Annotated in this window: 23 protein-coding genes and 1 tRNA gene; 16 read left to right on the top strand and 8 right to left on the bottom strand. The window is 63.4% G+C overall.

Annotation, left to right across the window (positions count from 1 at the left end; translation table 11 throughout):
• Positions 1-120: 120 nt before the first annotated feature.
• The 5 genes from NCR93_RS02615 to NCR93_RS02595 all read left to right on the top strand — a co-directional run bounded on the left by NCR93_RS02615 (position 121) and on the right by NCR93_RS02595 (position 4,926).
• The gene (locus NCR93_RS02615) at positions 121-1,779 is read left to right on the top strand and encodes an MFS transporter (RefSeq protein ID WP_008351365.1); all 1,659 of its coding nucleotides are present in this window, start codon (positions 121-123) and stop codon (positions 1,777-1,779) included.
• Positions 1,780-1,867: 88 nt separating this feature from the next.
• Positions 1,868-1,944, top strand: a tRNA-Met gene (locus NCR93_RS02610).
• Between the two features lie 119 nt (positions 1,945-2,063).
• On the top strand, positions 2,064-2,924 hold the full coding sequence (locus NCR93_RS02605; RefSeq protein ID WP_175979834.1) for a MurR/RpiR family transcriptional regulator: 861 nt from the start codon (positions 2,064-2,066) through the stop codon (positions 2,922-2,924).
• 107 nt (positions 2,925-3,031) lie between these two features.
• Positions 3,032-4,363 carry an aspartate aminotransferase family protein gene (locus tag NCR93_RS02600; RefSeq protein WP_175979833.1) on the top strand — a complete coding sequence of 444 codons (1,332 nt, stop codon included), beginning with the start codon at positions 3,032-3,034 and terminating at the stop codon, positions 4,361-4,363.
• A gap of 8 nt (positions 4,364-4,371) precedes the next feature.
• Complete coding sequence (locus NCR93_RS02595) at positions 4,372-4,926, top strand: carboxymuconolactone decarboxylase family protein (protein WP_175979832.1); 555 nt, start codon at positions 4,372-4,374, stop codon at positions 4,924-4,926.
• Between the two features lie 16 nt (positions 4,927-4,942).
• Here NCR93_RS02595 and NCR93_RS02590 read toward each other — a convergent pair whose 3' ends face one another.
• The gene (locus tag NCR93_RS02590; protein ID WP_175979831.1) at positions 4,943-5,830 is read right to left on the bottom strand and encodes a glutamate/aspartate ABC transporter substrate-binding protein; all 888 of its coding nucleotides are present in this window, start codon (positions 5,828-5,830) and stop codon (positions 4,943-4,945) included.
• A 319-nt stretch (positions 5,831-6,149) separates the two neighbouring features.
• Here NCR93_RS02590 and NCR93_RS02585 point away from each other — a divergent pair, with 319 nt between their 5' ends.
• Positions 6,150-6,641 (top strand): hypothetical protein, encoded by a 492-nt coding sequence (locus NCR93_RS02585; protein ID WP_175979830.1) that lies wholly within the window; start codon positions 6,150-6,152, stop codon positions 6,639-6,641.
• Between the two features lie 321 nt (positions 6,642-6,962).
• Here NCR93_RS02585 and NCR93_RS02580 read toward each other — a convergent pair whose 3' ends face one another.
• From NCR93_RS02580 to NCR93_RS02570, 3 genes are read right to left on the bottom strand one after another with little or no spacing between them, the layout of a single operon-like run.
• A complete protein-coding gene (locus NCR93_RS02580) occupies positions 6,963-7,358 on the bottom strand; it encodes a hypothetical protein (protein WP_008351376.1) in 396 nt (131 codons plus the stop codon).
• Positions 7,359-7,366: 8 nt separating this feature from the next.
• Entirely contained in the window at positions 7,367-7,915 is a 549-nt protein-coding gene (locus NCR93_RS02575) for a lipoprotein (RefSeq protein WP_033536569.1), read from the bottom strand.
• A gap of 42 nt (positions 7,916-7,957) precedes the next feature.
• Positions 7,958-8,887: a peptidoglycan DD-metalloendopeptidase family protein gene (locus NCR93_RS02570; RefSeq protein WP_239294298.1), complete on the bottom strand. Its 930-nt coding sequence runs from the start codon at positions 8,885-8,887 to the stop codon at positions 7,958-7,960.
• A gap of 314 nt (positions 8,888-9,201) precedes the next feature.
• On the opposite strand from NCR93_RS02570, the gene NCR93_RS02565 reads away from it, so the two are divergent.
• Positions 9,202-9,453, top strand: coding sequence for a GlsB/YeaQ/YmgE family stress response membrane protein (locus tag NCR93_RS02565; RefSeq protein ID WP_008351379.1), 252 nt, complete (start codon positions 9,202-9,204; stop codon positions 9,451-9,453).
• Positions 9,454-9,511: 58 nt separating this feature from the next.
• Here the strand turns inward: NCR93_RS02565 and NCR93_RS02560 are convergent, their stop codons facing one another.
• Complete coding sequence (locus NCR93_RS02560; RefSeq protein WP_008351380.1) at positions 9,512-10,171, bottom strand: DedA family protein; 660 nt, start codon at positions 10,169-10,171, stop codon at positions 9,512-9,514.
• A gap of 182 nt (positions 10,172-10,353) precedes the next feature.
• Positions 10,354-11,655 carry an esterase/lipase family protein gene (locus NCR93_RS02555; protein WP_175979828.1) on the bottom strand — a complete coding sequence of 434 codons (1,302 nt, stop codon included), beginning with the start codon at positions 11,653-11,655 and terminating at the stop codon, positions 10,354-10,356.
• A 501-nt stretch (positions 11,656-12,156) separates the two neighbouring features.
• Here NCR93_RS02555 and mutL point away from each other — a divergent pair.
• Both mutL and miaA read left to right on the top strand, forming a co-directional pair.
• The gene (gene mutL / locus NCR93_RS02550) at positions 12,157-14,118 is read left to right on the top strand and encodes a DNA mismatch repair endonuclease MutL (protein ID WP_175979827.1); all 1,962 of its coding nucleotides are present in this window, start codon (positions 12,157-12,159) and stop codon (positions 14,116-14,118) included.
• Complete coding sequence (gene miaA, locus NCR93_RS02545) at positions 14,115-15,062, top strand: tRNA (adenosine(37)-N6)-dimethylallyltransferase MiaA (protein WP_175979826.1); 948 nt, start codon at positions 14,115-14,117, stop codon at positions 15,060-15,062. Before mutL ends, miaA begins: the two co-directional genes overlap by 4 nt.
• Positions 15,063-15,717: 655 nt before the next feature.
• Here miaA and purM read toward each other — a convergent pair.
• The gene (gene purM / locus NCR93_RS02540; RefSeq protein ID WP_008351388.1) at positions 15,718-16,773 is read right to left on the bottom strand and encodes a phosphoribosylformylglycinamidine cyclo-ligase; all 1,056 of its coding nucleotides are present in this window, start codon (positions 16,771-16,773) and stop codon (positions 15,718-15,720) included.
• A gap of 250 nt (positions 16,774-17,023) precedes the next feature.
• Between purM and hda the strand changes: the two genes are divergently transcribed.
• The 7 genes from hda to NCR93_RS02505 all read left to right on the top strand — a co-directional run bounded on the left by hda (position 17,024) and on the right by NCR93_RS02505 (position 22,659).
• Positions 17,024-17,818: a DnaA regulatory inactivator Hda gene (gene hda / locus NCR93_RS02535; RefSeq protein ID WP_008351391.1), complete on the top strand. Its 795-nt coding sequence runs from the start codon at positions 17,024-17,026 to the stop codon at positions 17,816-17,818.
• Between the two features lie 11 nt (positions 17,819-17,829).
• The gene (locus tag NCR93_RS02530) at positions 17,830-18,516 is read left to right on the top strand and encodes a histidinol-phosphatase (protein WP_008351393.1); all 687 of its coding nucleotides are present in this window, start codon (positions 17,830-17,832) and stop codon (positions 18,514-18,516) included.
• Positions 18,509-20,086 carry a polynucleotide adenylyltransferase PcnB gene (gene pcnB / locus NCR93_RS02525; RefSeq protein ID WP_008351395.1) on the top strand — a complete coding sequence of 526 codons (1,578 nt, stop codon included), beginning with the start codon at positions 18,509-18,511 and terminating at the stop codon, positions 20,084-20,086. The genes NCR93_RS02530 and pcnB overlap by 8 nt, the downstream gene beginning before the upstream one ends.
• 78 nt (positions 20,087-20,164) lie before the next feature.
• Positions 20,165-20,719, top strand: a complete 555-nt coding sequence (gene folK / locus NCR93_RS02520) for a 2-amino-4-hydroxy-6-hydroxymethyldihydropteridine diphosphokinase (RefSeq protein ID WP_008351396.1) — start codon at positions 20,165-20,167, stop codon at positions 20,717-20,719.
• On the top strand, positions 20,716-21,396 hold the full coding sequence (locus NCR93_RS02515; RefSeq protein WP_008351398.1) for a deoxynucleoside kinase: 681 nt from the start codon (positions 20,716-20,718) through the stop codon (positions 21,394-21,396). The genes folK and NCR93_RS02515 overlap by 4 nt, the downstream gene beginning before the upstream one ends.
• 38 nt (positions 21,397-21,434) lie before the next feature.
• Positions 21,435-22,250, top strand: a complete 816-nt coding sequence (gene panB, locus NCR93_RS02510; RefSeq protein WP_034470688.1) for a 3-methyl-2-oxobutanoate hydroxymethyltransferase — start codon at positions 21,435-21,437, stop codon at positions 22,248-22,250.
• 109 nt (positions 22,251-22,359) lie between these two features.
• Positions 22,360-22,659 (top strand): hypothetical protein, encoded by a 300-nt coding sequence (locus tag NCR93_RS02505; RefSeq protein WP_008351402.1) that lies wholly within the window; start codon positions 22,360-22,362, stop codon positions 22,657-22,659.
• A gap of 18 nt (positions 22,660-22,677) precedes the next feature.
• On the opposite strand, the gene NCR93_RS02500 is transcribed toward NCR93_RS02505, so the two are convergent.
• Positions 22,678-23,610: a CopD family protein gene (locus tag NCR93_RS02500; protein WP_175979825.1), complete on the bottom strand. Its 933-nt coding sequence runs from the start codon at positions 23,608-23,610 to the stop codon at positions 22,678-22,680.
• Between the last annotated feature and the right edge of the window lie 453 nt (positions 23,611-24,063).

Raw genomic sequence — 24,063 nt, 5'->3', positions numbered from 1 at the left:
TCACTCGCGTCCGGACACGCCGCGTCAGAACGCCGTAAGTTTTCGTTCCAATAATCCTTTGCACCGGGAGCCGCCTTATCGCGGACCGATGTAATCGAAAATCAGAACAGGAGACGATGCATGGCTACGGTCGAAGGGCGCGTGTCACACGCACCGATGACGGCGGAGGAGAAGAAGGTCATCTTCGCTTCGTCGCTCGGCACGGTGTTCGAATGGTATGACTTCTATCTGGCGGGCTCGCTCGCCGTCTATATCAGCAAGACCTTCTTCTCGGGCGTCAATCCGACGGCCGGCTTCATCTTCACCTTGCTGGGCTTCGCGGCGGGCTTCGCGGTGCGTCCGTTCGGCGCGATCGTGTTCGGGCGGCTCGGCGACATGGTCGGGCGCAAATACACGTTCCTCGTGACGATCGTCATCATGGGTCTGTCGACGTTCCTGATCGGCTTCCTGCCGGGATACGCGACCATAGGCATCGCGGCGCCGATCATCTTCATCGCAATGCGGTTGTTGCAAGGCCTCGCGCTCGGCGGCGAATACGGCGGCGCGGCGACGTATGTCGCGGAACATGCGCCGTCGAACAAGCGCGGCGCGTGGACGGCGTGGATCCAGACCACGGCGACGCTCGGCCTCTTCATCTCGCTGATCGTGATTCTCGCGGTCCGCACGATCATGGGCGAAGAGCAGTTCGGCGCTTGGGGCTGGCGCATTCCGTTCCTCGTATCGATCCTGCTGCTCGCGATCTCGGTGTGGATTCGGATGAAACTGCATGAGTCGCCGGTGTTCGAGCGCATCAAGGCGGAAGGCAAGACCTCGAAGGCGCCGCTCAAGGAAGCGTTCGGCGAGTGGAAGAACCTGAAGATCGTGCTGCTCGCGCTCTTCGGTCTGACGGCGGGACAGGCGGTCGTGTGGTACACGGGCCAGTTCTACTCGCTCTTCTTCCTCACGCAGACGCTCAAGGTCGATGGCACCAGCGCGAACATCATGGTCGCGGTGGCGCTGCTGATCGGTACGCCATTCTTCGTGTTCTTCGGGTCGCTGTCGGATCGCATCGGCCGCAAGCCGATCATCATGGCGGGCTGCCTGATTGCCGCGCTCTCCTTCTTCCCGCTCTTCAAGGCGCTCGCGCACTACACGAATCCGACGCTCGAAGCCGCGACGCAGAAGTCGCCGATCGTCGTCATCGCCGATCCGGGCGAGTGCTCGTTCCAGTTCAACCCGGTGGGCACGGCGAAGTTCACGAGCTCGTGCGATATCGCGAAGAGCGCGCTGTCGAAGGCCGGTCTCAACTATGAGAACGTGGCGGCGCCGGCGGGCACGCAGGCGCAGATCAAGGTCGGCGAAACGGTGGTGAACACGTACGACGGCAAGGCCGCCGACGCGAAGACGCAAGGCGCGGCGTTCGACAAGACGCTCGCCGGCACGCTGAAGAGCGCGGGTTATCCGGCAAAGGCCGATCCGGCGCTGATCAACTGGCCGATGGCGATCGTGGTGCTGACGATCCTCGTGATCTTCGTGACGATGGTCTACGGCCCGATCGCGGCGATGCTGGTCGAGATGTTCCCGGCGCGCATCCGCTATACGTCGATGTCGCTGCCGTATCACATCGGCAATGGCTGGTTCGGCGGCTTCCTGCCGGCGACCGCGTTCGCGATCGTCGCCGCGAAGGGCGATATCTACTCGGGCTTGTGGTATCCGATCGTGATCGCGTTGATCACCTTCGTGATCGGCATGCTGTTCGTGAAGGACACGCGCAAGTCGAATGTCTATCACGAGGATTAATCGACGGGCTTCTGCGCGATTTGTTAAATAAATCGCGCAGAAGGGGTTGACACCCGCTTCGACGCTCGCCATAATCTCGTCTTCTTTCGGCGAATTAGCTCAGTCGGTTAGAGCGACGGAATCATAATCCGCAGGTCCGGGGTTCGAGTCCCTGATTCGCCACCAGCTTCAAGAAAAAGCCGCTGTTCCACAAGGACAGCGGCTTTTTTGTTTTCTGCGCGCGACCGCTCTCCACGTCGCGCTCATGCTTAAATAGCGCGTCCGCTTCCTCAAGCATCCAGAACGTGCCCACCTTCGACCAACTCGCGGCGACGATCCGCGACCGCTTCCCCGATCTGAGCCCGCAATTCCAGGCCGGCGCCGCCTTCCTTCTCGACTATCCCGACGAAGTCGCCGTCCTCTCGATGCGCAAGGTCGCCGAGCGCGCCAAGGTCCAGCCCGCCGCGATGGTCCGTCTCTCCCAGCAACTCGGCTTCCCCGGCTGGAACGAGTTGCGCGAAATTTTCGTGAGCCGCGTACGCACGCGCCCCGAGCCGCTGACGACGCGCGCCCGTTCGCTCGTCAAAGGCGGCGCCGACAATCACCTGAGCCGCGATCTCGCACACGCGCAATCGCACAATCTCGAACTCACGCTCGCGCAAAACGCGCAGAGCGTCGTCGATACGGCGAAGACGCTCAAGAAAGCGCCGCATGTGCACGTCGCGGGCTTTCGGTCGTGCTATCCGGTCGCGTTCGGCCTGCTTTATGGATATCGCCTGTTTCGGCCGTCGGTGAGTTTGATCAGCGGCGAAGCGGGCACGCTCGAAATGCAACTGCGCGGCATCGAGAAAAAGCACGCGGTGGTCGTCGTCAGCTTTGCGCCGTATTCCGTCGAAGCCGTGCGCGTCGCGCAGGCGGCGATCGAGCGCGGCGCGAAACTCATCACGCTCACTGACAGCGCCGTGTCGCCCATCGCGCTGAACGCCGATCACACGCTAATCTTCGCGCACGAATCGCCGTCGTTCTTTCCGTCGCTCGTCGCGGCGTCGGCGCTGGCGGAGATGCTCGTCGCGCATCTGCTCGCGCTGGAAGGCAAGGACGCCGTCGCCCATCTCGAACAGGCCGAAGCCGCGCTGCACGCGCACGGCGCCTACGCGGCGAGCTAATCGGCCGAGCGTTGCGTCACACGCGATATTGACAACATATGTTGTTATCACGCTAGAATGCCACATCGCGTGTTGCACGCGCATTCCGCATTCGAAAGGCAGGCACCATGACCACGGTATTTCATCGCGCGCCGCGCGCCACGCTTCCGGTCGCCGTCCGCGGCGACGGCATCGAGATCGTCGATTCGACCGGCAAACGCTACATCGATGCATGCGGCGGCGCAGCCGTCTCGTGTCTCGGACACAGCCATCCGCGCGTGATCGAAGCCATCCAGCGGCAAGTGCAGCAGTTGCCGTACGCGCACACGTCGTTCTTCACGACCGAGCCCGCCGAAGAACTCGCCGACCGGCTCATCGATGCCGCGCCGAAAAATCTCGGCCACGTCTACTTCGTGTCCGGCGGCTCCGAAGCGATGGAAGCCGCGCTCAAGCTCGCGCGCCAGTATTTCGTCGAGAAAGGCGAACCCGCGCGCCGGCATTTCATCGCGCGCCGGCAGAGCTATCACGGCAACACGCTCGGCGCGCTCGCGATCGGCGGCAACGCGTGGCGGCGCGAGCCCTTCCTGCCGATGCTGATCGAAGCGCATCACGTCACGCCCTGCTTCGCGTATCGCGAACAGCGGGCGGGCGAAACCGACGAAGCCTTCGCGCAACGTCTCGCCGATGAACTCGAAGCGAAGATTCTCGAACTCGGAGCCGAATCGGTGGCGGCGTTCGTCGCGGAAACGGTCGTCGGCGCGACGGCGGGCGCGGTGCCGCCCGTGCGCGAATACTTCCGCAAGATCCGCGCGGTCTGCGACAAATACGGCGTGCTGCTGATCCTCGACGAAGTGATGTCGGGCATGGGCCGCACCGGTCGTCTGTTCGCGTGCGAGGAAGACGGCGTATCGCCCGATATTCTCGCGATCGCGAAGGGTCTCGGCGCGGGCTATCAGCCGATCGGCGCGACGCTCGTCAGCAACGCGATCTTCGATACGATCGTCGGCGGCTCGGGCTTCTTTCAGCACGGCCACACGTATATCGGTCACGCGACGGCGTGCGCCGCGGCACTCGAAGTGCAGAACGTCATCGCCGAAGACAAACTGCTCGACAACGTGAAGGCGCGCGGCGAACAACTGCGCGCGTTGCTGCGCGAGCGGCATGCGGATCATCCGTTCATCGGCGATGTGCGCGGCCGCGGCCTGTTCACCGGCGTCGAACTGGTTCAGGATCGCGCGGGCAAGATGCCGTTCGATCCGAAGCACAGGCTGCACGCGGTCATCAAGAGCGAGGCGATGAAGCGCGGCCTCATGGTGTATCCGATGGGCGGCACCGTCGACGGCCGCATCGGCGATCACGTACTCATCGCGCCGCCGTTCATCACGACGAGCGCGCAAATCGAGACGATCGTCGAGCGGCTCTCCGATGCAATCGATGGCGCGCTTTCCGTCATCCAGTGAGAACAAACATGAAGAAGCGACTTCCCGATTTCGACATCGCGCAGGCTTCCGATGCGCAAAGAGCCGTGTTGCAGGACATCGTGAGCGGACCGCGCGGCAATCTGAACGGGCCGTTTCTCGGTTGGATCTTCAGCCCGGAACTCGCGCAGCACGCGCAAAAACTCGGCGCGTTCTGCCGCTACGAGACCGGCCTGCCGCTGCGCCTTTCCGAGCTTGCGATTCTCGTGACCGCGGCGCGCTGGCGCTCGCAGGCGGAATGGCACATTCATCATCCGATCGCGCTCGATGCCGGCCTGCCCGCCGATCTCGCCGAAGCGCTGCGCACGGGAAAGACGCCGACATTCGCCGATGCCGACGACAAGCTCATCTTCGATTTCGCCAGCGAACTCTACGACACGAAGCGCGTGAGCGATGCAACCTACGACGCCGCCGTCGCACGCTTCGGGCACACGGTCGTCGTGAATCTCGTCGGCTTGCTGGGCTATTACGCGCTCGTCGCGATGACCCTCAACACGTTCGCGATGCGCGCCGAAGGGCAGACGGATCTGCCCTTCGCGGAATGACGCGCGCGCCGTCGCGCTATTCGAACGCCTTGTCGTTCGGTTCGGCGTAGAGCTTCTGCATCGCTTCGCTCATCGGAAAATCGAAGTTGATGTTCTTCGGCGGCACCGGCTTCATGAACCACTTGTCGTACATCGTCTTGATCTCGGGGCTTTTCATCACCTGACTCATGGCGTCGTCGACGAGCTTTCTGAACTCGGGATCGTCGCGACGCATCATGAAGCCGTACGCCTCCGACGACTGCGGCGTGCCGACGAGCACCCAGTCCGACGGCTTCGCCGTCAGCGAGCGCGTGCCGGCGAGCAGCACGTCGTCCATCATGTAGGCCACCGCGCGGCCGGTTTCGAGCGTCGCGCGCCCTTCGCCGTAATCCTTCGCGCTGATGATGCTCATGTTCATCTTCTTCTCTTCGTTCATCTTGCGAAGAATGCGCTCGGACGTCGTGCCCTGATTCGTCACGACGGTCTTGCCCGCGAGATCGGGAAAGTCCTTGATGCCGGAATCCTTTTTCGTCAGCAGACGCGTCGTCGCGACGAAGAACGTGTCCGAAAACGCAACCTGATTCTGCCGCGACGTGAGATTCGTCGTCACGCCGCATTCGAGATCGACCGTGCCGTTCTGCACGAGCGAAATCCGATTCTGCGATGTCACCGGAATGAAGCGCACGCGTAGATCCGGATGCTTCGTTTTCGCCTTGACCGCATCGATCACCTTGTTGCACAAGTCCTGCGAAAAGCCGATGACGTCGTTGTTCGCATCGACGTACGAAAACGGCACCGACGTCTCGCGATGCCCGATCGCGATGAGATTGGCGCTCTGGACCTTGGCAATCGTGGATTGGCCGTAGCTTGCGCCCGCAACCAGAGTTAACGCGACAGTCGATGTGAGCAACGACGCAAATTTCATGACGTCCTCTTTGAGAGTGGAATGATACATATGTTGCCATCGACAAAATTAACGCAACATATGTATTCACCCTAGGCCACATCGCACGGCGGCCTCTTGCGACTTTTACTTACAAATGTCACAGCACATGCGTCCACCGCCGTCGTCGCGCGGCGTTATAGCTGGCAGCATCCGGCGGTTACGCGCCTTAAGACACAGCTAATTTTCCGGTGCGATGATGCTTTCAACGTCAAACGCATCCAAACGCATCCAACGCATTCGCGTCCCGGCGCGACAGACAGCACCGGCGTTAAGCGAACACCTTTTCGGGAGCACTGCCGTGAAGAAGAAATCGACGAACATGAAATCCGCCCGTCCCGCGATGTCGCCGCTTCTGCGCGCGCTGACCTACAGCCGCGCCGCCCGCGAACCGATGATCGACGCGATGATGCTGCGCTGCTATGTGGCGCTCGACGCGTTTCATCGCGGACACGGATCGCAGCCGCTCTTCATGACGCTATGCCGTCACATGCTGGTCGCGGAAGAGTTGTGCCAGTTGGGCCACGCGGCGGAATGCGACCACGACATTACGCTTGCGCACGAAGCGCTCGTCGAACTGGACGCGCGTCATTCGGACGAAGGCGTCTGGACGCTCGATGCCGGTCAGCACGCACGTCTGTGCACGGCGCTCGCCGTTTTCGCGGCGCAACTGGAAGAAGCGACGCTCGAGCACATCGCGCAGGCGGAAGCGCGCATGGTCACGCAATCGCTCGTCGCGGCGAACATGCGTTCGGGTATCGGGCGTGTGGAAACGGTGTCGTCGGCCGACTGAAGATCGCTTCGCGGATCGGGACTTCCCCGCAGATGCTTATCAATTTGCGAATGTGTTTGCGAGCGTACATTCTTAGGAATGGCCATTTGCAATACTTTTTCCAGCGCACGGGGGGCAGCAGCAAAACGCGCTGAGAGACCGACAAACAGGATGGGCGGCACTCGATCAGGTCGTGGGTAAAAGCAAAGCGCGAGAATAAAAAAGCAAAGCGCGAGTTTTTGCCAACGGCGCGACGAGTCGCAGGCGAAAGAGGCCAGCGCCCCGACAAAGAAGCTCAAAAGCCGGCATTCGCCGGCTTTTTCTTTGATGCCGTTGGATCGGTCAGCGGACGGCCGCGAACACGGTGCGCGCGCACTCGCTGCACCAATGGCGCGACACCGCATCGGGAGTCGCATCCCAAACGTGACCGTACGCGCATCGCCAGCTCAAGGGCGTCGCGGCATCGACATAGCGGTGCGAAAGCAGCGCGCCGCCGCGCGCTTGCGCGATGTCCTGCAGACGCTTCGTCTCCAATTCGCGCCGCTCGGTCGCGCAATTCATGCAGCGCACGTTCTGCGCGATGTCGAGCGTCTTGTCCCAGCGATGCCCGCGCCCGCAATCCCAGAGCACAAGCTGCTTTGCGCCGGCCTGGCGCGACGCCTGATCGCGATAGCGCGACGCTTCGTCCATCAGGCGAAGGCGCGTGTCGTATGTCACCGAATCACTCATCGTCGTCATGCCGGGAATCAGCGTTGACCGCCGCGGATCGCTTCGGAACGCGACGTCGTCACCACGGTGCCATCCGGACCGAAGTGCACGTTGAACATGGCGTCCTGATTCACGCCGTCTTCGAGCCAGTGCCAGCTCCAGACGCGCTCCTTCTTCAGCCGATACTCCGCGATTTCGGTCGGCTTGCCGAGCAGTCTGCGCACTTCGTCCATCGTCATGCCGAGGCGCACTTTCGCGAAGTTCTCGGCGGTCAGCACCTGCGTCACGGAAACGAAATGCCCGCGGGGGTCGAGATCGACCATGTAGGTGTTCGTGCCCGCCGGGCCGCGCGGATATTCGAGGCGCTTGCTTCCGTCGGTGAACGTGCGCTCCGTCTCGGGTTCGCCCATTTGGTCGCGGATCTGCGCCTCGGTCGTGACGCCGGGCTGCAGGTTCTTGAGCAGCAAGTTGTCCGGCTTCACTGCATTGAAAAATGCCTTGAGCTTGTTCAACGCTTCCTCGCTCTGCTGCTGCTCGCAGCCGGAAAGCAGCGACGTCAGCGACGCCGCGGTCAGCGCGGCGATCATGATCTTCTTCACCTTTCGGCTCCCTTCCCGCCCGGCCAGGAATCAGCCGCCGGCCGCGCCGAGCAACGGCATCGGATCGACCGCGGTGCCCGACTTTCTCACTTCGAAATGCAGCGCGGGCGTGCCGCCCGGGCCGGTGCCCATGTCGGCGATGGTCGCGCCCTGCTTGACGGAATCGCCTTCCTTCACGAGCAGCTTCTCGTTGTACGCGTAGGCGGTCAGATAATCGTTGCCGTGCTTGACGATGATCATGCGCCCGTAGGAACGCAAGCCGCTTCCCGCATACACGACCTTGCCCGACGCCGCTGCCTTGACTGGCTGTCCGACCTTGCCTTCGATGTCGATGCCCTTGTTGCCGCTCGCGCCGAACTTGCGCACGACGTCGCCGTGCGCGGGCCAGACGAAGGTGCCCTTGGATGCAGTCGCGGTGACTGCGGATTGATGTTCTTCGCTGGCCGCAGCGGCGGGCTTTTCCGCCGCTGGCTTCTGCGCCACAGATTTCTCCGGCGTCGGCAGAAGCGGCGGCTGCGCCATCTTCGATCCGACGGTCGCCGAACTCACCGTCGTTGACGACGCACCCGGCGGCATCACGCGCAACACCTGCCCGACGTTCACCTGCCTGCTTTCCGGCAACGTGTTCCACTTGGCCAGATCAGCGGGCTTCTGCTTGAAGGTGCGCGAAATGCCGTAAAGCGTGTCGCCCGGCTTAACGCGATAAAAGCCCGGTTCGACGGGCGCGGGTGTCGTCGGCCCGAGCGGCACGACTGGCGCGGGCGTCACGATCGGCGACCCGCTCTGCACCACCGGCGGCGCGCTCAGCGCGGAACTTTCGACGATCGGCGCGGGCTCGCGCGGCGTCGATGAACATCCCGTCAATCCGGCAGCCAACCCCGCTGCGAGCGCCACGCCCGCGATCGCCCCGCGCGGGCCCGATCCGAAACCTTCCTTGTGCATCACCACCAGCTTTCTCATGCTTGTCGTCTTGAACTTTTTCAACCAATTCCGCCAGCATAAAACATTACAGATACAAATTCGCCTCAGTGACCTAAACGACACACTTCGCCCAAGCGCCGACCGAACCTTTTGGCAATCCAAATTTTTGACGTATTTTGCCCCGGCCATGTGTCATCTGTCGTCCGCGCTGTTTGCCGACGCTGCATCGACAATCCTTGACAGTTGACAATCCCCCGCCACGGTCATTTCCGCTACATTGCCCGCGCCCGATTGCAGGTCCCGCCTGCGTCCCGCATCTCTCAATTCGACTGGAGTCTCAACGCATGCAAATCATGCAACACGGAATCATCCTCAGCCTCATCATCGGCGGCGTGGCGGGCTGGCTCGCCGGCCTCATCATGAACGGCAGCGGCTTCGGCGTGATCGTCGACATTCTCGTCGGCATCGTCGGCGGCGTGATCGGCGGATGGCTCTTCAGCACGCTCGGCATCTCATTCGGCGGCGGCATCCTCGGCACGCTGATCACCGCGGTGATCGGCGCGGTCGTGCTGCTTTTCGTGATCCGCCTGTTCCGGCGCCGTTAAGCGGTTTCGCGGCGTGAGCGAGGCCGGCATCCGACGGCCTCGCGCATCCCGCTCTTCCTCAAGCCTTCGAATTGCGACGGCTCATCTTCCATAGCGCGCCGATCGCCACCGGCACGATGGCCGCGCCGATCCCCACCAGCACGATCACGTTCAGATACTGCTTGATGAACGGAATGTTGCCGAAGAAATAGCCGAGCAACACGAGCAACAGCACCCAGATGAGCGCGCCCAGAATATTGAAGAGCTGGAAGCGCCCGTGACTCATCGACGACACGCCCGCGACGAACGGCGCGAACGTCCGCACCACCGGCACGAAACGCGCGATCACGATCGTCTTGCCGCCGTGCTTCTCGTAGAAGTTGTGGGTTTTCTGCAGCGCGGCGCGGTCCAGAAATCGTTCGAGCACGGGAATGTTCGTATCGAAAACTTTCGGCCCGATGGCGCGGCCGATCCAGTAATTCACCGTGTTGCCGGTCACGGCCGCGATGAGCAGGAGCGCGATCAGCGCGAAGAGATCCATTTCGTGCGACGCGGCGAACGCGCCGCCGATGAACAGCAGCGAATCGCCCGGCAGGAACGGAAACACGACGAGCCCGGTTTCGCAGAACACGATCAGGAACAACACCGCGTACACCCAGGCGCCGTAATTCTGGATGAAGACACCGAGCGACTTGTCGATGTGAAGGATGAGTCCCAGGAATTGCAGCAACGTGTCCAAAAATCTTTCCTCAAAAAGTAAGCCGGCGCCGGAAAAGCGGCGCATCGGCAACAAATGCGGGAGTCGCGCCATGATACCGAAGTGGCGCGGCGCCGGGCTCGCTCACACGAATGTTCACCCGGAAGCGCGCGCAACCCGGCGCCCGAAAGCCCCACAGGAAAGATCAGGCTCCGGCCGGGTCGCTAAATTGGCAGCGCCTTGTTATAGGCCGCGATTTTCCCAAAAAATTCCTCCAGCCACTCGAGCGTCGTGCTGCCGACCGGCTGCACGATGCCGATATGATCCACGCCGGCGATCGGAGGATGAACGTACCAGACGCCCTTCTTCGGCGGATGAGCGGGGTTGTCCTCGACGAACTCGTGCGCGTGCCCGATCGGGTACTGCGCCGACGGAACCGGGACGCAACCGTCATTGGGACGCCAGTTCAGGAATCCGCCCGCAAGATCCCTTTCATTGAGGCCGAGCGCCGCGCCGCCGCCGAGGAGCAACGGGTTCATGTTCGACATCGGAACACGCGTGTCGGCGAGGCCGGGCACCGTTCCATCGGCGCAATACGACGCGTAATAAGTGTGCGGCGACGTCTTTACCCAGATGTTCTGCAGTCGGGCCGCGGCGAAGGAAAGATCGTAGATTGCGCTGTCAGTCGTCTTCCAGGCCTTGCTGAGCATGATCTTTTTGGCGTATTCGACCAGATCCTCGCCCTTCTCGCGGTGGATGCCCCACTGCTTCAAGTCGAAGTCGAAAAGCAGATCGCGGTTATCGGCGCCGCACAGGCTCGCCAGGCTCAATAGCAGGTCGGACATCGGCTCGCCGAGATCGTCTGCGACCGGGGTGCCGTTGTTGACGCCAGCGATGGACGTGATGCTATGTACCCATTGCTTGCCGCCCTTGAAGAGTTCGGAGGTGCCGGCTTCCCGCGAACTCGGCGCGAAGGCAATTTCATCCGGATCGCCATGTTCCAGCAATTGCACGAGAGTGCGGATGGTCGGACCGCCCATGCTGTGTCCGATCAGATGAACCTTGTGTTCTTCGCTCCATTCGGGAAATACGCCGGGGTACGAACGTCCATAACGTTCGTGGCCGTAACGCGCCGAATGCACCGCGCCGTAATCCACCACGCCGCCCTTCAAGAAATAATAAAGCTCGCAGGCCCGGTCCCAGTTACTGGATAACGGTCCGACCGCAGCGGTGAAAGTCTGGTAACCCCTATTATTGAGATATTCCTGAATATCGCCTGTGCCGCCGAAATAGTGATAAATCTTGCTCGTCAGCGTTTCGCGACCCCAACCGCAAAACCCATGCACGAGCACATTCGGAAAGTTGTTTCCGCTTTTACCGTTTGCCGCCACACGACTTTTCTGAGTTTTTGCTTCCGCGTTCTTATGACTGGAATGCGCGCCTGCCTGCTGGCCTTTCGTCGGCGGCGCTTCGGTCACAGCATGATTTCCAGTCGGTTTCTTTTTTTCTGAAGCGATACGGGACATGAATTATCCTTTTTCTGAAGTTTCGAAAACATAACCCAATACATTTGGCCTCCGGCGGAATCCCGTGGCTGAATCGCTCTGCATTTGCGGATAACCGGCATGATCAAAATCGTCGCGACCATACGAAAACTCTTAAACAATTAATGCCCGAAATGATTATTAGGCCGTGACGATTACCCGATTCAACGGTCGCGAACGCGGCATTCGAAACACAAACGAATTCATACTCAGCAGGAATCGCCGCCTCGATGGCAAACAAATTGGCGGTGCGAGCGAAATATTGCGTGAGTGAGATCGACGGATTGATTGCGCGCGGCCTGGCAGAACTCTCTTGCGGCGGCGTAATGCATTGTACGCGTGGACCCGAAAAAACTCAGTAATGCAAATAAATTGCGGCGCAAGAAAGTCCCGCTCTGGCCCGCGCTCTTGGATACGTGCGCGCCCGGACCGATGCAGCCGGCCACCCGAAGCCCGAACGTTGCGAATCGTTATAATTTCGCCATGTCCGACCTAAACGAAACCTCCGCTGGCGCTTCGACAGCCGATGCCGGGCGCCGTCCGCGCGCCATCGCCCCGCTGCCCGATCAGCTCATCAGCCAGATTGCCGCTGGCGAAGTGGTGGAGCGGCCTGCGTCGGTCGTCAAGGAACTGCTGGAAAACGCACTCGACGCCGGCGCGACGACACTGCGCATCACGCTCGACGAAGGCGGCGTGAAACGCATCGTGATCGCCGACGACGGCTGCGGCATTCCGCCGAACGAGCTTCCGCTCGCGCTGATGCGCCACGCGACCAGCAAGATCCGCTCGCTCGCGGAACTCGAAGCCGTTGCGACGCTCGGGTTTCGCGGCGAGGCGATTGCGTCGATCGCGTCGGTTGCGGAACTGTTCATCACGAGCCGCACCGAAAGCTGCCCGCACGCGACGCGCATCGACGCGCAAACCGGCGCCATCTCGCCCGCCGCGGGCACCGTCGGCACGACAATGGAAGTGCGCGAGCTGTATTTCAACACGCCCGCGCGCCGCAAATTCCTGAAGAGCGAGCAGACCGAGCTCGGGCATTGCCTCGACGTGATTCGCCGCACGGCGCTCGCACGGCCCGACGTCGCGATTTCAGTGATGCACAACGGCAAAGCCGTCGAGCACTGGAACGCGAGCGATCCGCAGACGCGCGTCGCGAAGATTCTCGGCGAGGTGTTCGAAACCGCGCATCTGCCGCTCGACGAACGCGCCGGGCCGCTTGCGGTCTACGGCTGCGCGGGTTTGCCGACCGCGAGCCGCGGGCGCGCCGATCAGCAATATTTCTTCGTGAACGGCCGCTTCGTGCGCGACAAGCTGCTCACGCACGCCGTGCGCGCCGCGTATGAAGATGTGCTGCACGGCAATCGCTATCCGGCGTACGTGCTGTTTCTCGATTTGCCGCCCGAATCCGTCGATGTGAACGTGCATCCGTCGAAGATCGAAGTGCGCTTTCGCGATTCGCGCTCGATTCATCAATACGTCTTTCACGCCGTGCAGCGCGCGCTGGCGCGGCATGCGGGCGCGTCGCCGGAAACGACGGCGGGCGGACACGCGGCGCAATTGCAGCCGACCGGGCCGGCTTCGTTCAGCGCAAAGCCTTTCGCCGGCACGCCGGATTCGCTCACGCTGAAAAGCGAGAACGGCACGAACTGGATGCGCCAGTCGCGCATGACGCAGGGCACGCTGCCCGTCGCGCAGCCGCTCGCGCTTTACGACGCGCTGTTCGGTCGCAAGGACATCGGCGCGGGTACGTCAGGCGCGACGACGACCATCGACACGCCGTATCCGTCGATGAACGAGCGCCCTCCCGCGCCGCTGATCGCCAGTGACAGTGCGGACAGTGCGCTCGATCACGCCGATGAACAGCCGCTCGGTTTCGCCGTCGGCCAGATTCACGGCATCTATGTTTTGGCGCAGAACGCGCGCGGCCTCGTGATCGTCGACATGCATGCCGCGCACGAGCGCATTCTTTACGAGCAATTCAAGCACGCGCTCGCCGATCGCGCGATCGCGGTGCAGCCCCTGCTGATTCCCGTGTCGATGACAGCGGAGCCGGTCGAGATTGGCATCGTCGAGGAAGAGCGCGCGACGCTCGATGCGCTCGGCTTCGATCTCGCGGTGTTGTCGCCGACGTCGATCGCGATCCGCGCCGTGCCCGCGTTGCTGAAGGACGCCGACCTGCAATCGCTCGCGCGCGCCGTGCTCGCCGATCTGCACGCGTATGGCGGCTCGCGCGTGCTCACCGAACGTCAGCACGAATTGCTCGGCACGCTCGCGTGTCATAACGCGGTGCGCGCGAATCGCCGGCTCACGCTCGACGAGATGAACGCGCTCCTGCGCCAGATGGAAGCGACCGAGCGCGCCGATCAGTGCAATCACGGCCGTCCGACGTGGTATCAGCTCACGCTCGCCGATCTCGACCGACTCTTCATGCGCGGACAATGAGCGCTTCCGCCTTGCCTGTTGCGTGTCTTCTCGGGCCGACGGCGTCGGGAAAGACCGCGGCCGCGCTCGCGTTCGCGGCGCTGCATCCGGTGGAAATCGTCAGCGTGGATTCGGCGCTCGTCTATCGCGAGATGGATATCGGCACGGCCAAGCCGAACGCCGAGGAGCGCGCGGCGGCGCCGCATCATCTGATCGATATCATCGATCCCGCCGAAACGTATTCCGCCGCGCAGTTTCGTGCGGATGCGCTGCGGCTCGTCGGCGAGATCGTCGCGCGCGGCAACGTGCCGTTGCTGGTCGGCGGGACGATGCTGTACTACAAGGCGCTGACGCAAGGTCTGAACGATCTGCCGACCGCCGATGCCGACGTGCGCGCCGCCCTCGACGCCGACGCCGCCCGCGATGGCTGGCCCGCGCTGCATGCGCGGCTCGCGGCGGTCGATCCGCAAACCGCCGCGCGGCTTGCGCCGAACGACTCGCAGCGCATCCAGCGCGCGCTCGAAATCTTCATGCTGTCCGGCCAGCCGATGTCCGCGCTGCTCGCCGCGCCGCGCGTTCAGGATGCGGATGCGCCGTATCGCTTCGTGCCGGTCGCGCTGGAGCCGTCGGATCGCGCGGTGCTGCATGCGCGCATCGCCGCACGTTTCGATGCGATGCTCGCGCACGGCTTCATCGACGAAGTGCGCGCGTTGCGTGCGCGCGGCGATCTGGATCTTTCGATGCCGTCGATGCGCTGTGTCGGCTATCGGCAAGCGTGGGACTATCTCGACGGCACGACGGGTTACGACGAGATGCGCGACAAGGGCGTTTTCGCGACGCGGCAGTTGTGCAAGCGGCAGTTGACGTGGCTGCGCGCGATGCCGGAGCGAGTCGTGGTGGATTGCTGCGCGGGGGACGCGACGGAGCGGGCGGTAGCAGCGATTAGGAAAACTTCGAAAGTCTGAAAAGTCATACTGAAATTTTGCACACGATCGTTCTATAAGCTTAGTATCAAAAGGCTTCGCTGAGCGGCGCCACTGCGCCACGGGCTTGCCAATGTCAGACAGTCACGGCCGCGGCCGAAAGCTTCCAAGGCAGGAAGGACACTTTAACGCTCCTGATGCCGCGGCTGTCGTTTCCGTCCGGCGATACAGCGTTGATGCCACCTGGCTTGAAGATGTACGTGCCGCGCTACGAGGCGCTTACGACGTTCCTTCGGGTCGATCTATCCGAAAAATACAGCGACCCACGCACGCTCGATCAATTGAGCGCGTGGTACAAGCGAGAAATCCAATCGTTTGGCGGCCATCGCTACATGTGGGTGCAGGGGACCTCTATCGGGCTGCTCACGGAGAGCGCGAACTGGATCGTCGAATACAACGGCGCGTTGTACAAGGGCGAGTTGTTACACCCGGATTGCGCCCGCCTTACCTGCCCAACGGCGTTTCGCACGTCGATCCAAGACCGGCCTATAACAAGACAGCTATGGACTTCCTCCTCAAGCAACTGGGGCCGAATCCGCAGCAAATTCGGTCGCCTTACATGCGGCCGATGTAATCCCCAAACAAAAGACCCTCGCACTCCGCGAGGGTCTTTCGTATCAGCGCGACAACGGCACTATCAAACCACCACCGTCTGCGCCTCACCTTCCTTGCTCTCGCGCACGACGCCGATCTTCCACACCTGCTCGCCCGCGCCCGACAACAGGCCGGTTGCCGCATCGGCATCTTCCGCCGCAACGATCACCGCCATGCCAATACCGCAGTTGAACACGCGATGCATCTCCGCATCCGCGACGCCGCCGTGCTTCTGCAGCCACGCGAACAGCGGCGGCAGCGGCCACGCGCGATGATCCAGCTCCGCCGTCAGCCCATCGCGCAGCACGCGCGGAATATTCTCGACGAGACCGCCGCCTGTGATATGCGCCATGCCCTTCACCGTGACGCTTTGCATCGCCGACAAGAGCGGCTTCACGTAGATGCGCGTGGGCGCCATCAGCGCGTCGGCAAGCGTTCGGCCGTCGAAATCGGCGTTGAGATCCGGATTCGCGCGCTCGATGATCTTGCGCACCAGCGAATAACCGTTCGAGTGGATGCCGCTCGATGCCAGGCCCAGCACGACATCGCCCGGCTTGATCGTGCTGCCGTCGATGATCTTGCTCTTTTCCACCGCGCCGACCGCGAAGCCCGCGAGGTCGTATTCGCCGTCCGGATACATGCCCGGCATTTCCGCCGTCTCGCCGCCGATCAGCGCGCAGCCCGCCAGCTCGCAGCCCGTGGCGATGCCCTTCACGACGTCCGCCGCGGTGTCGACATCCAGCTTGCCGCACGCGAAGTAATCGAGGAAGAAGAGCGGCTCGGCGCCCTGCACGAGAATGTCGTTGACGCTCATCGCGACGAGATCCTGGCCGACCGTGTCATGCCGGTTCAGCGTGAACGCGAGGCGCAGCTTCGTGCCGACGCCGTCCGTGCCCGATACGAGCACCGGCTCCTTGTACTTCTTCGGCACCTCGAAGAGCGCGCCGAATCCGCCGATGCCGCCCAGCACGCCGTCGCGCAACGTTTTCTTGGCAAACGGCTTGATCCGGTCGACGAGCGCGTCGCCCGCGTCGATGTCCACGCCCGCGTCGCGATACGACAAACCTTGGGCGTCCGGTGCGGATTTCGGTTGATTCATGGAGGGAGGAGCAAGAAGGTCGGTAAAATGCGATTTTACCCGATGATGACCCGTCGACGGTCGGCCAGCCGGATTTTCCCGCGCACGCCAGAATCCGCGAAGGCGCTTTTTTCGAGATCGCAGACAATCTCAGAAGCGCCCGAGCCATTGGCGCGCAGGGCCGTCCGCCGCGGCTTTGCGCGTATACCCGCAGCTCATCCGGCAGTTTTCAAGATTCGCCCGACTCAAGGCCCGACGATACCGATCTCCCGTGCAACGCCAACTGACGCTCGATCTGGGCACGCCGCCGCCCGCCACCTTCGATAACTTTTTCGCCGCCGGCAATCACGAACTGATCGCGCGGCTGCGCGAACTCGAAGGCGCGCTCGCGGCCGGGCCGGTCGCCGACCGCACGTTCTACGTGTGGGGCGAGCCGGGCAGCGGCCGCAGCCACCTGCTGCAGGCGCTCACGCACGAGGCGAACGGCCATGCGCGCTATCTCGGCCCGCAGAGCGCGCTCAACGCATTCGGGTTCGATCCGCGCGTGACGCTTTACGCCGTCGACGATTGCGACCGCCTTTCCCCCGCGCAGCAGATCGCCCTTTTCAATCTCTTCAACGAAGTGCGCGCATATCCGGCGAGCGCGCTCGTGGCCACCGGCAACGACGCGCCGCTCGCGCTCACGGTCCGCGAAGACCTGCGCACGCGGCTCGGCTGGGGCCTCGTGTTCCATCTTCAGCCGCTTTCCGACGAAGCGAAGGCATCGGTGCTGAAGCACGCGGCGCGCGAACGCGGCATCGTGCTCGCCGACGACGTGCCCGCCTATCTGCTCACGCACTTTCGCCGCGACATGCCGAGCCTCATGGCCCTGCTCGACGAACTCGACCGCTTCTCCCTGGAACAAAAGCGCGCGGTGACGCGAGCGCTGCTGCGCACGATGCTCCAGCAAACCGGCCGGGCCGCGCCCCTCGTTCCCGTATCGGCGCCGGAAGAAACGCCCGCCGATCCGAACGGCCCCGAATCCGGCCCCGCCGCGCCGGACAACGATCCGACCCGCTTCAAGTAGAATGCGCTCCCATGAACCTTGCCCTCTTTGATCTCGATCACACGCTCATTCCCACCGACAGCGACCACGAATGGGGCCGCTTCATGGTGAAGCTCGGCATCGTCGAGGCGGAATCCTTCGCGCGTCAGAACGACGCCTTCTACGCCGATTACAAGGCGGGCGTGCTCGACATCAACGCGTATCTGCACGCGATGCTGGCCCCGCTCGCGAAATACTCGCGCGAACAGCTCACCGACTGGCACGCGCAATTCATGCGCGAAGTGATCAACCCGCGCATCGTGCCGGCCGCCGTCACGCTCGTGCGCGAGCATCAGGACGAAGGCGATCTCTGCTGCCTCGTCACCGCGACGAACGCGTTCATCACCGCGCCGATCGCCGAAGCCTTCGGCATCGAAACGCTGATCGCCTGCGAAGTCGAAACGGTCGACGATCATCCGCTCGGCGCGCTCACCGGCCGGCCGACGGGCACGCCGAGTTATCGCGAAGGCAAGATCGTGCGCGTCGAGCAATGGCTCGCGACGCTCGGCAAGACGCTCGACGACTTCAAGCACAGCTATTTCTACAGCGACTCGCACAACGACATCCCGCTGCTCGAGCGCGTCACGGATCCGGTCGCGACCAATCCCGACGACACCCTGCGCGCGCACGCGCAAGCCAAAGGCTGGCGCATCCTGAACCTGTTCGACACTCGTGATTAAAAAACTCATCCGCAAGCTGTTCGGGCAAGAAACCGCCTCTGCCGACGAAGGCCACGACGTCCCCGCCGCTGCTTCCGAAGCCGCGCCGAAACCCGCTCGCAAGAGCACGCGCAAGAAAGCCGCCGCGCCCGTGAAGCGCGATCCGAACGTGCCGGTCATCCTGTCGTCGGAGATTCACGGCATCGATCCTTCGCTGATCTCGAAGAACGCGATACGCGTGACCGACGGCCTGCAGCAGGCCGGGCATCGCGCGTTCATCGTCGGCGGCGCGGTGCGCGACCTGCTGCTCGGCGTCGCGCCGAAAGACTTCGACGTCGCCACCGACGCCACGCCCGATCAGGTGCAGAAGCTCTTTCGCCGCGCGCGCATCATCGGCCGGCGCTTCCAGATCGTGCATGTGCAGTTCGGGCAGGAGATCATCGAGACATCGACGTTCCGCGCGCTCATGGACGCGCCGCCGGAGCCTTCCGCCGAACCGCCGCGACGCCTCAAGCGCGGCGAGCTCGATGCGCGCACGCACGCCGTCGATGCGAGCGGCCGCGTGCTGCGCGACAACGTCTGGGGCGAGCAGCACGAAGACGCCACGCGCCGCGACTTCACCATCAACGCGATGTACTACGATCCGGCCACGCAAACGGTGCTGGATTATCACGACGGCATGGCCGACATCCGCGCGCGCCTGTTGCGCATGATCGGCGATCCGGCCACGCGTTATCGCGAAGATCCGGTACGCATGCTGCGCGTCGTGCGTTTCGCGGCGAAGCTCGGCTTCGAGATCGATGAAGCCACGCGCGCGCCGATCAAGGATCTCGCCGACCTGATGAACAACGTGCCGGCCGCGCGTCTCTTCGACGAGATGCTGAAGCTGCTCTTGTCCGGCCATGCGCTCGCGTGTCTCACGCGGCTGCGTCAGGAAGGGCTGCATCACGGCGTGTTGCCTCTGCTCGATGTCGTGCTCGAACAGCCGCACGGCGAGAAGTTCGTCACGCTCGCGCTCACCAGCACCGACGAGCGCGTGCGCGCCGGCAAGGGCGTGTCGCCGGGCTTTCTCTTCGCGACGCTCCTGTGGCACGACGTGCAGACGCGCTGGCAGCAATACACCGCGAACGGCGACTATCCGGTGCCCGCATTGCATCGCGCGATGGACGATGTCCTCGATATGCAGACGGAGAAACTCGCGATCCACAAGCGCTACTCGTCCGACATGCGCGAGATCTGGGGTCTTCAGCATCGACTGGAAAAACGCGGCCGCAGCGCGCTGAAGCTGCTGGAACACCAAAGATTCAGAGCGGGGTATGATTTCCTGCTGTTGCGTTGCGAATCGGGCGAGCTCGATGCGGCCATCGGCCAATGGTGGAGCGACTTCATCGACGGCGATCACGCCGAGCGCGAAGCACTCCTGTCGCAAGGCGGCAAGGATCGCAACGCACCGAAGAAGCGCCGGCGCCGCAGCAACGCGAAGCGTCGCTCGGGCGAACCCGGCGCGCAGGACGAGCAAGCCGCGCAGGCAGGCAATGACGACGCGGTATCGAGTGCGGCGAACAGGCGCGAAGCCGCCGACGACGAGTAACGCCGGATTTGGTTACAGTAGCGAAGAGCGATCCTGTTCTCCCGCTTTCCGCTGTGACCCACGCGTAGGACTTCTGCCATGACGATTGCTTATCTGGGCCTGGGGGCGAATCTCGGCGATGCGCGCCAGACCCTGAAAGACGCAGTCGTGTGTCTCGCCCAGCAGCACACGATCACCGTGCTCGCGAAATCGAGCGTCTATCGCACCGCGCCGATCGATTCATCGGGCGACGATTACTTCAATTGCGTCGTCAAGCTCGAAACGAGCCTGCCCGCGCGATCGCTGCTGCGCCTGTGTCATCACATCGAGTTGCAGTTCGGGCGCGAGCGGCCGTATCGCAATGCGCCGCGCACGCTCGATCTCGACATCCTGCTGTACGGCGCATCGAGCATCGACGAAGCCGATCTCGTCGTGCCGCATCCGCGCATGACCGAGCGCGCCTTCGTGCTCGTGCCGCTCGTCGAGCTCGAGCCGGATCTCATCCTTCCTCAACGCGGTCGCGCCGATGCGTTCATCGACGGCGTCGCCGATCAGCGCATCGAGAAAGTCGCGACGTGTCAGTGCATGGTCGCGACGCAACCGCGCGGCTCCAACGCAACCGACTCCCCTTCCACGAAGACAGACTGCCGATGAGCGTTCCGCCACTCACCGTCACCGCGCCTCAACTGCGGCCGCCGCATCGTTACATCGCGATCGAAGGGCCGATCGGCGTCGGCAAGACCACGCTCGCGACGCTGCTCGCCGAACGGTGGTCGATGCGCACGCTGTTCGAGCGCCCGCAGGACAATCCGTTTCTCGAGCGCTTCTATCGCGACACCACGCGGCACGCGCTCGCCACGCAGTTGAGCTTCGCGTTGCAGCGCGCATCGCAGACGCAGGAAGCCGCCGATATCGTCACGAGCGGCGCCGCGCTGATGACCGACTTTCTCACGCAGAAGAGCGAGCTCTTCGCGCGCCTCACCCTGCCCGACGACGAGTTCCAGCTCTACAAGGACATCGCCTCGCGCATTCATGCGAGCGCGCCCGCACCCGATCTCGTCGTCTATCTGCAGGCGAGTCCGGAAGTGCTTTTTTCGCGCATCCAGAAGCGCGCGCTGCCGATGGAGCTGCAAATTTCCGATTCGTATCTGCGCGCGCTCTGCGATGCTTATAACGACTTCTTCTATCACTACGACGCGACGCCGTTGCTCACGGTGAACGCGGAGCACCTGAACCCGCTCGCCTCGGATGACGACCTCGCGCTTCTGATCGAGCGCATCGGCGCCATGCGCGGGCGCAAGGAATTCTTTGTCAAAGGCGTATCGGTCTGAATTCGCAGCCCGGCCACGCTCTCTTCAGTGAAACGACCATGACGTATCTGCAGGAAACGAATCGCGCGACGATCACCGTCCCCAAGCTCCAGACCATGCGCGAAAACGGCGAGCGCATCGCGATGCTCACGTGTTACGACGCGAGCTTCAGCGCGCTGCTCGAACGCGCGGGCGTCGATGTCATGCTGATCGGCGACTCGCTCGGCAATGTGCTGCAAGGCCACAACACGACACTGCCAGTGACGCTCGCGGACATCGCGTATCACACGGCGTCGGTCGCGCGCGGCAATCGCAGCGCGCTGATCGTCGCGGACATGCCGTTCGGCACCATCGGCTCGAAGGAAGACGCCTATGCGAACGCCGTGCAACTGATGCGCGCGGGCGCGCAGATGGTGAAGATCGAAGGCGGCGAATGGCTCGCGGATACCGTGCGCTTTCTCGTCGAGCGCTCGATTCCGGTGTGCGGGCACGTCGGTCTCACGCCGCAATCGGTGCACGCATTCGGCGGCTTCAAGGTGCAGGGCAAGTCCGAAGCGGCGGCCGAGCAGATGAAGCGCGACGCCATCGCGCTGCAGGAAGCCGGCGCGCAACTGCTCGTGATCGAAGCCGTGCCGACGTTGCTCGCGCGCGAAGTGACCGCAGCGCTCGCGATTCCGACGATCGGCATCGGCGCGGGCGTCGACTGTTCCGGACAAGTGCTCGTACTGCACGACATGCTCGGCATCTTTCACGGCAAGCGGCCGCGCTTCGTCAAGGATTTCATGCAGGGTCAGCCGAACATTTTCGCCGCCGTCGAAGCCTATGTGCGCGCGGTGAAGGACGGCAGTTTTCCCGGGCCGGAGCACACGTTTTGAGCGAATGCGGCCCCGCGCGGGCCGCGCTTCACGATCTGCGTTTTCTCGTACATACTGGCGAGCTTCTTGCGCATACGCTGCCGATAGTCACCAAAAAGCGAGAACAATCATGTGGCAGGTCCTTCCCGATGAATACGTCCGTGCCCAGCTCGCGGTCGGCTCGCTCGTCGCGCTGGGCGTGGCGCGCGTGGTGGCCGCGGGAATCGGGGCGCAGCGCGGCTGGCGCATCGCGGCCGTGACGCGCTGGTTCATCGGTGCGGCGGTCGTGTTCTGCCTGCCGCAACTGGTCGAAGTGATCTTCGTCGGCGGTTCGCATACGGCGTTCGTCGAGTTGCAGGGCAAGATCATCGGCTGCGCGGTGGCGCTGTTTTGCGCGCCCATCGTCAGTCACAGGCTCGGCTACGAGTAACGCCGCGCGTCGCCGTTTTCATCCCGCGAGCGACGAACCCGGCACGCTGTGCGACAGCACCGCCGCCGCCACGAACACACCCGCCATCATCAGCGCTTCGACGCGCATCACGTTGATGACCGTATGCGCGTCCATCGTCGATGCCGAGCGCGACAGGCGCGGCAACGCCGACCAGCGGTTGAGCGCGCCGAACGCGAGCGCCGCCGCAACCAGCAGCATCTTCACGATCAACGCATGACCCCACGCGCTCGCGGTCAGCACCGCGGCCGATCCGCCGATGCCGCGCCACGCGTTGAACACGCCCGTCAGCACGACGAACGCGACCGCGATCGACGCCGCTCGCGACATGCGCGCGACCGTGCGGATCAGATATGCGCGCGCAAGCGACGTATCGAGCGCCGGCAACACGAACGCACCCGCGATCACAATGCCGCCCCACGCCGCCGTCGCGAGCAGATGCAGCGTCTGAACCGCTTCGGCGAGCGAGAACGCGCCGGCATCGGCGGCATGGCCGATCGCCGATTTGCCCGCCGCGACGATCAGCGCGGCAACGAGCGCCATGCCGATCCGCGTACCGGAAAGCGCGCCGCCGCCCGCCGACGCGAGCAGCAACAGCACGCTGCCCGCCAGTGCCACCGACCAGCCGATGCCCGCGTGCGTGCCCGTCGCGACGAGCCACAACGCGCCGCCCGCCTGCACGATCGGCGCGCCGCTCATCGCCGCCGCCTGCAGCCACAGCGAAGCGAAGTTGCACAGAACGAGCGCGATGGCTGCGATCGGACCGCCGCGCGCCGCCCGCAACCAGCCGCGCCGCGCGGGCGATACGGTCGCGAACGCCTGTTCGCGCGACAGCCACACGTTCAGCAGCAGCGCGCCGAGCACGCAGGCGAAGGCCAGATCGGCGAGCGCGGCGAAGGCCGTCTGCGCGAGCGAGAGAGGATCGTCGTTCATCATGCGGAACCGGGCGCGGCGTGAACGCGCATTGCTAAAGGGAAGGTCATCGAAGGAATTTTGCGGAGTCTGAATGAAGGTCCGCGGTGCAGCACAGCATCGAACATGAGCGAAACGCCTTGAATTTTTGCCGGACGCTTCCGAAACTGCATGAAGCACGTCGATCGGGCGTCTCGCATCGAGTCGAATATTTGTCGAGAGGCAATGAACCACACGCGCCTAGGAAGTTCGTCGCGGGTGGTCAATAGCCGCGCGGCATATTGTCGCGAATGCGCTGCAGCGGGACTTAGAGCGAGATTGTGTCAAATAGTCATCATCATGCATCGATGATAGAATGCCGCGTCGCATCAGAGGCTCGTCGAGCCGCTGTGGCCGTGGTCCGCCACCCACCGCCCCCTGCGTGGCCGTGGTTCGCCACCTTCGCACCGAGCCGCACGAAGCTCGGCAGGTCCC

The organism is Caballeronia sp. ATUFL_F1_KS39 (assembly GCF_023630985.1).
Taxonomy (GTDB): Bacteria; Pseudomonadota; Gammaproteobacteria; order Burkholderiales; family Burkholderiaceae; genus Caballeronia; species Caballeronia zhejiangensis.
This window is presented reverse-complemented; position numbering and strand designations above follow the sequence as displayed.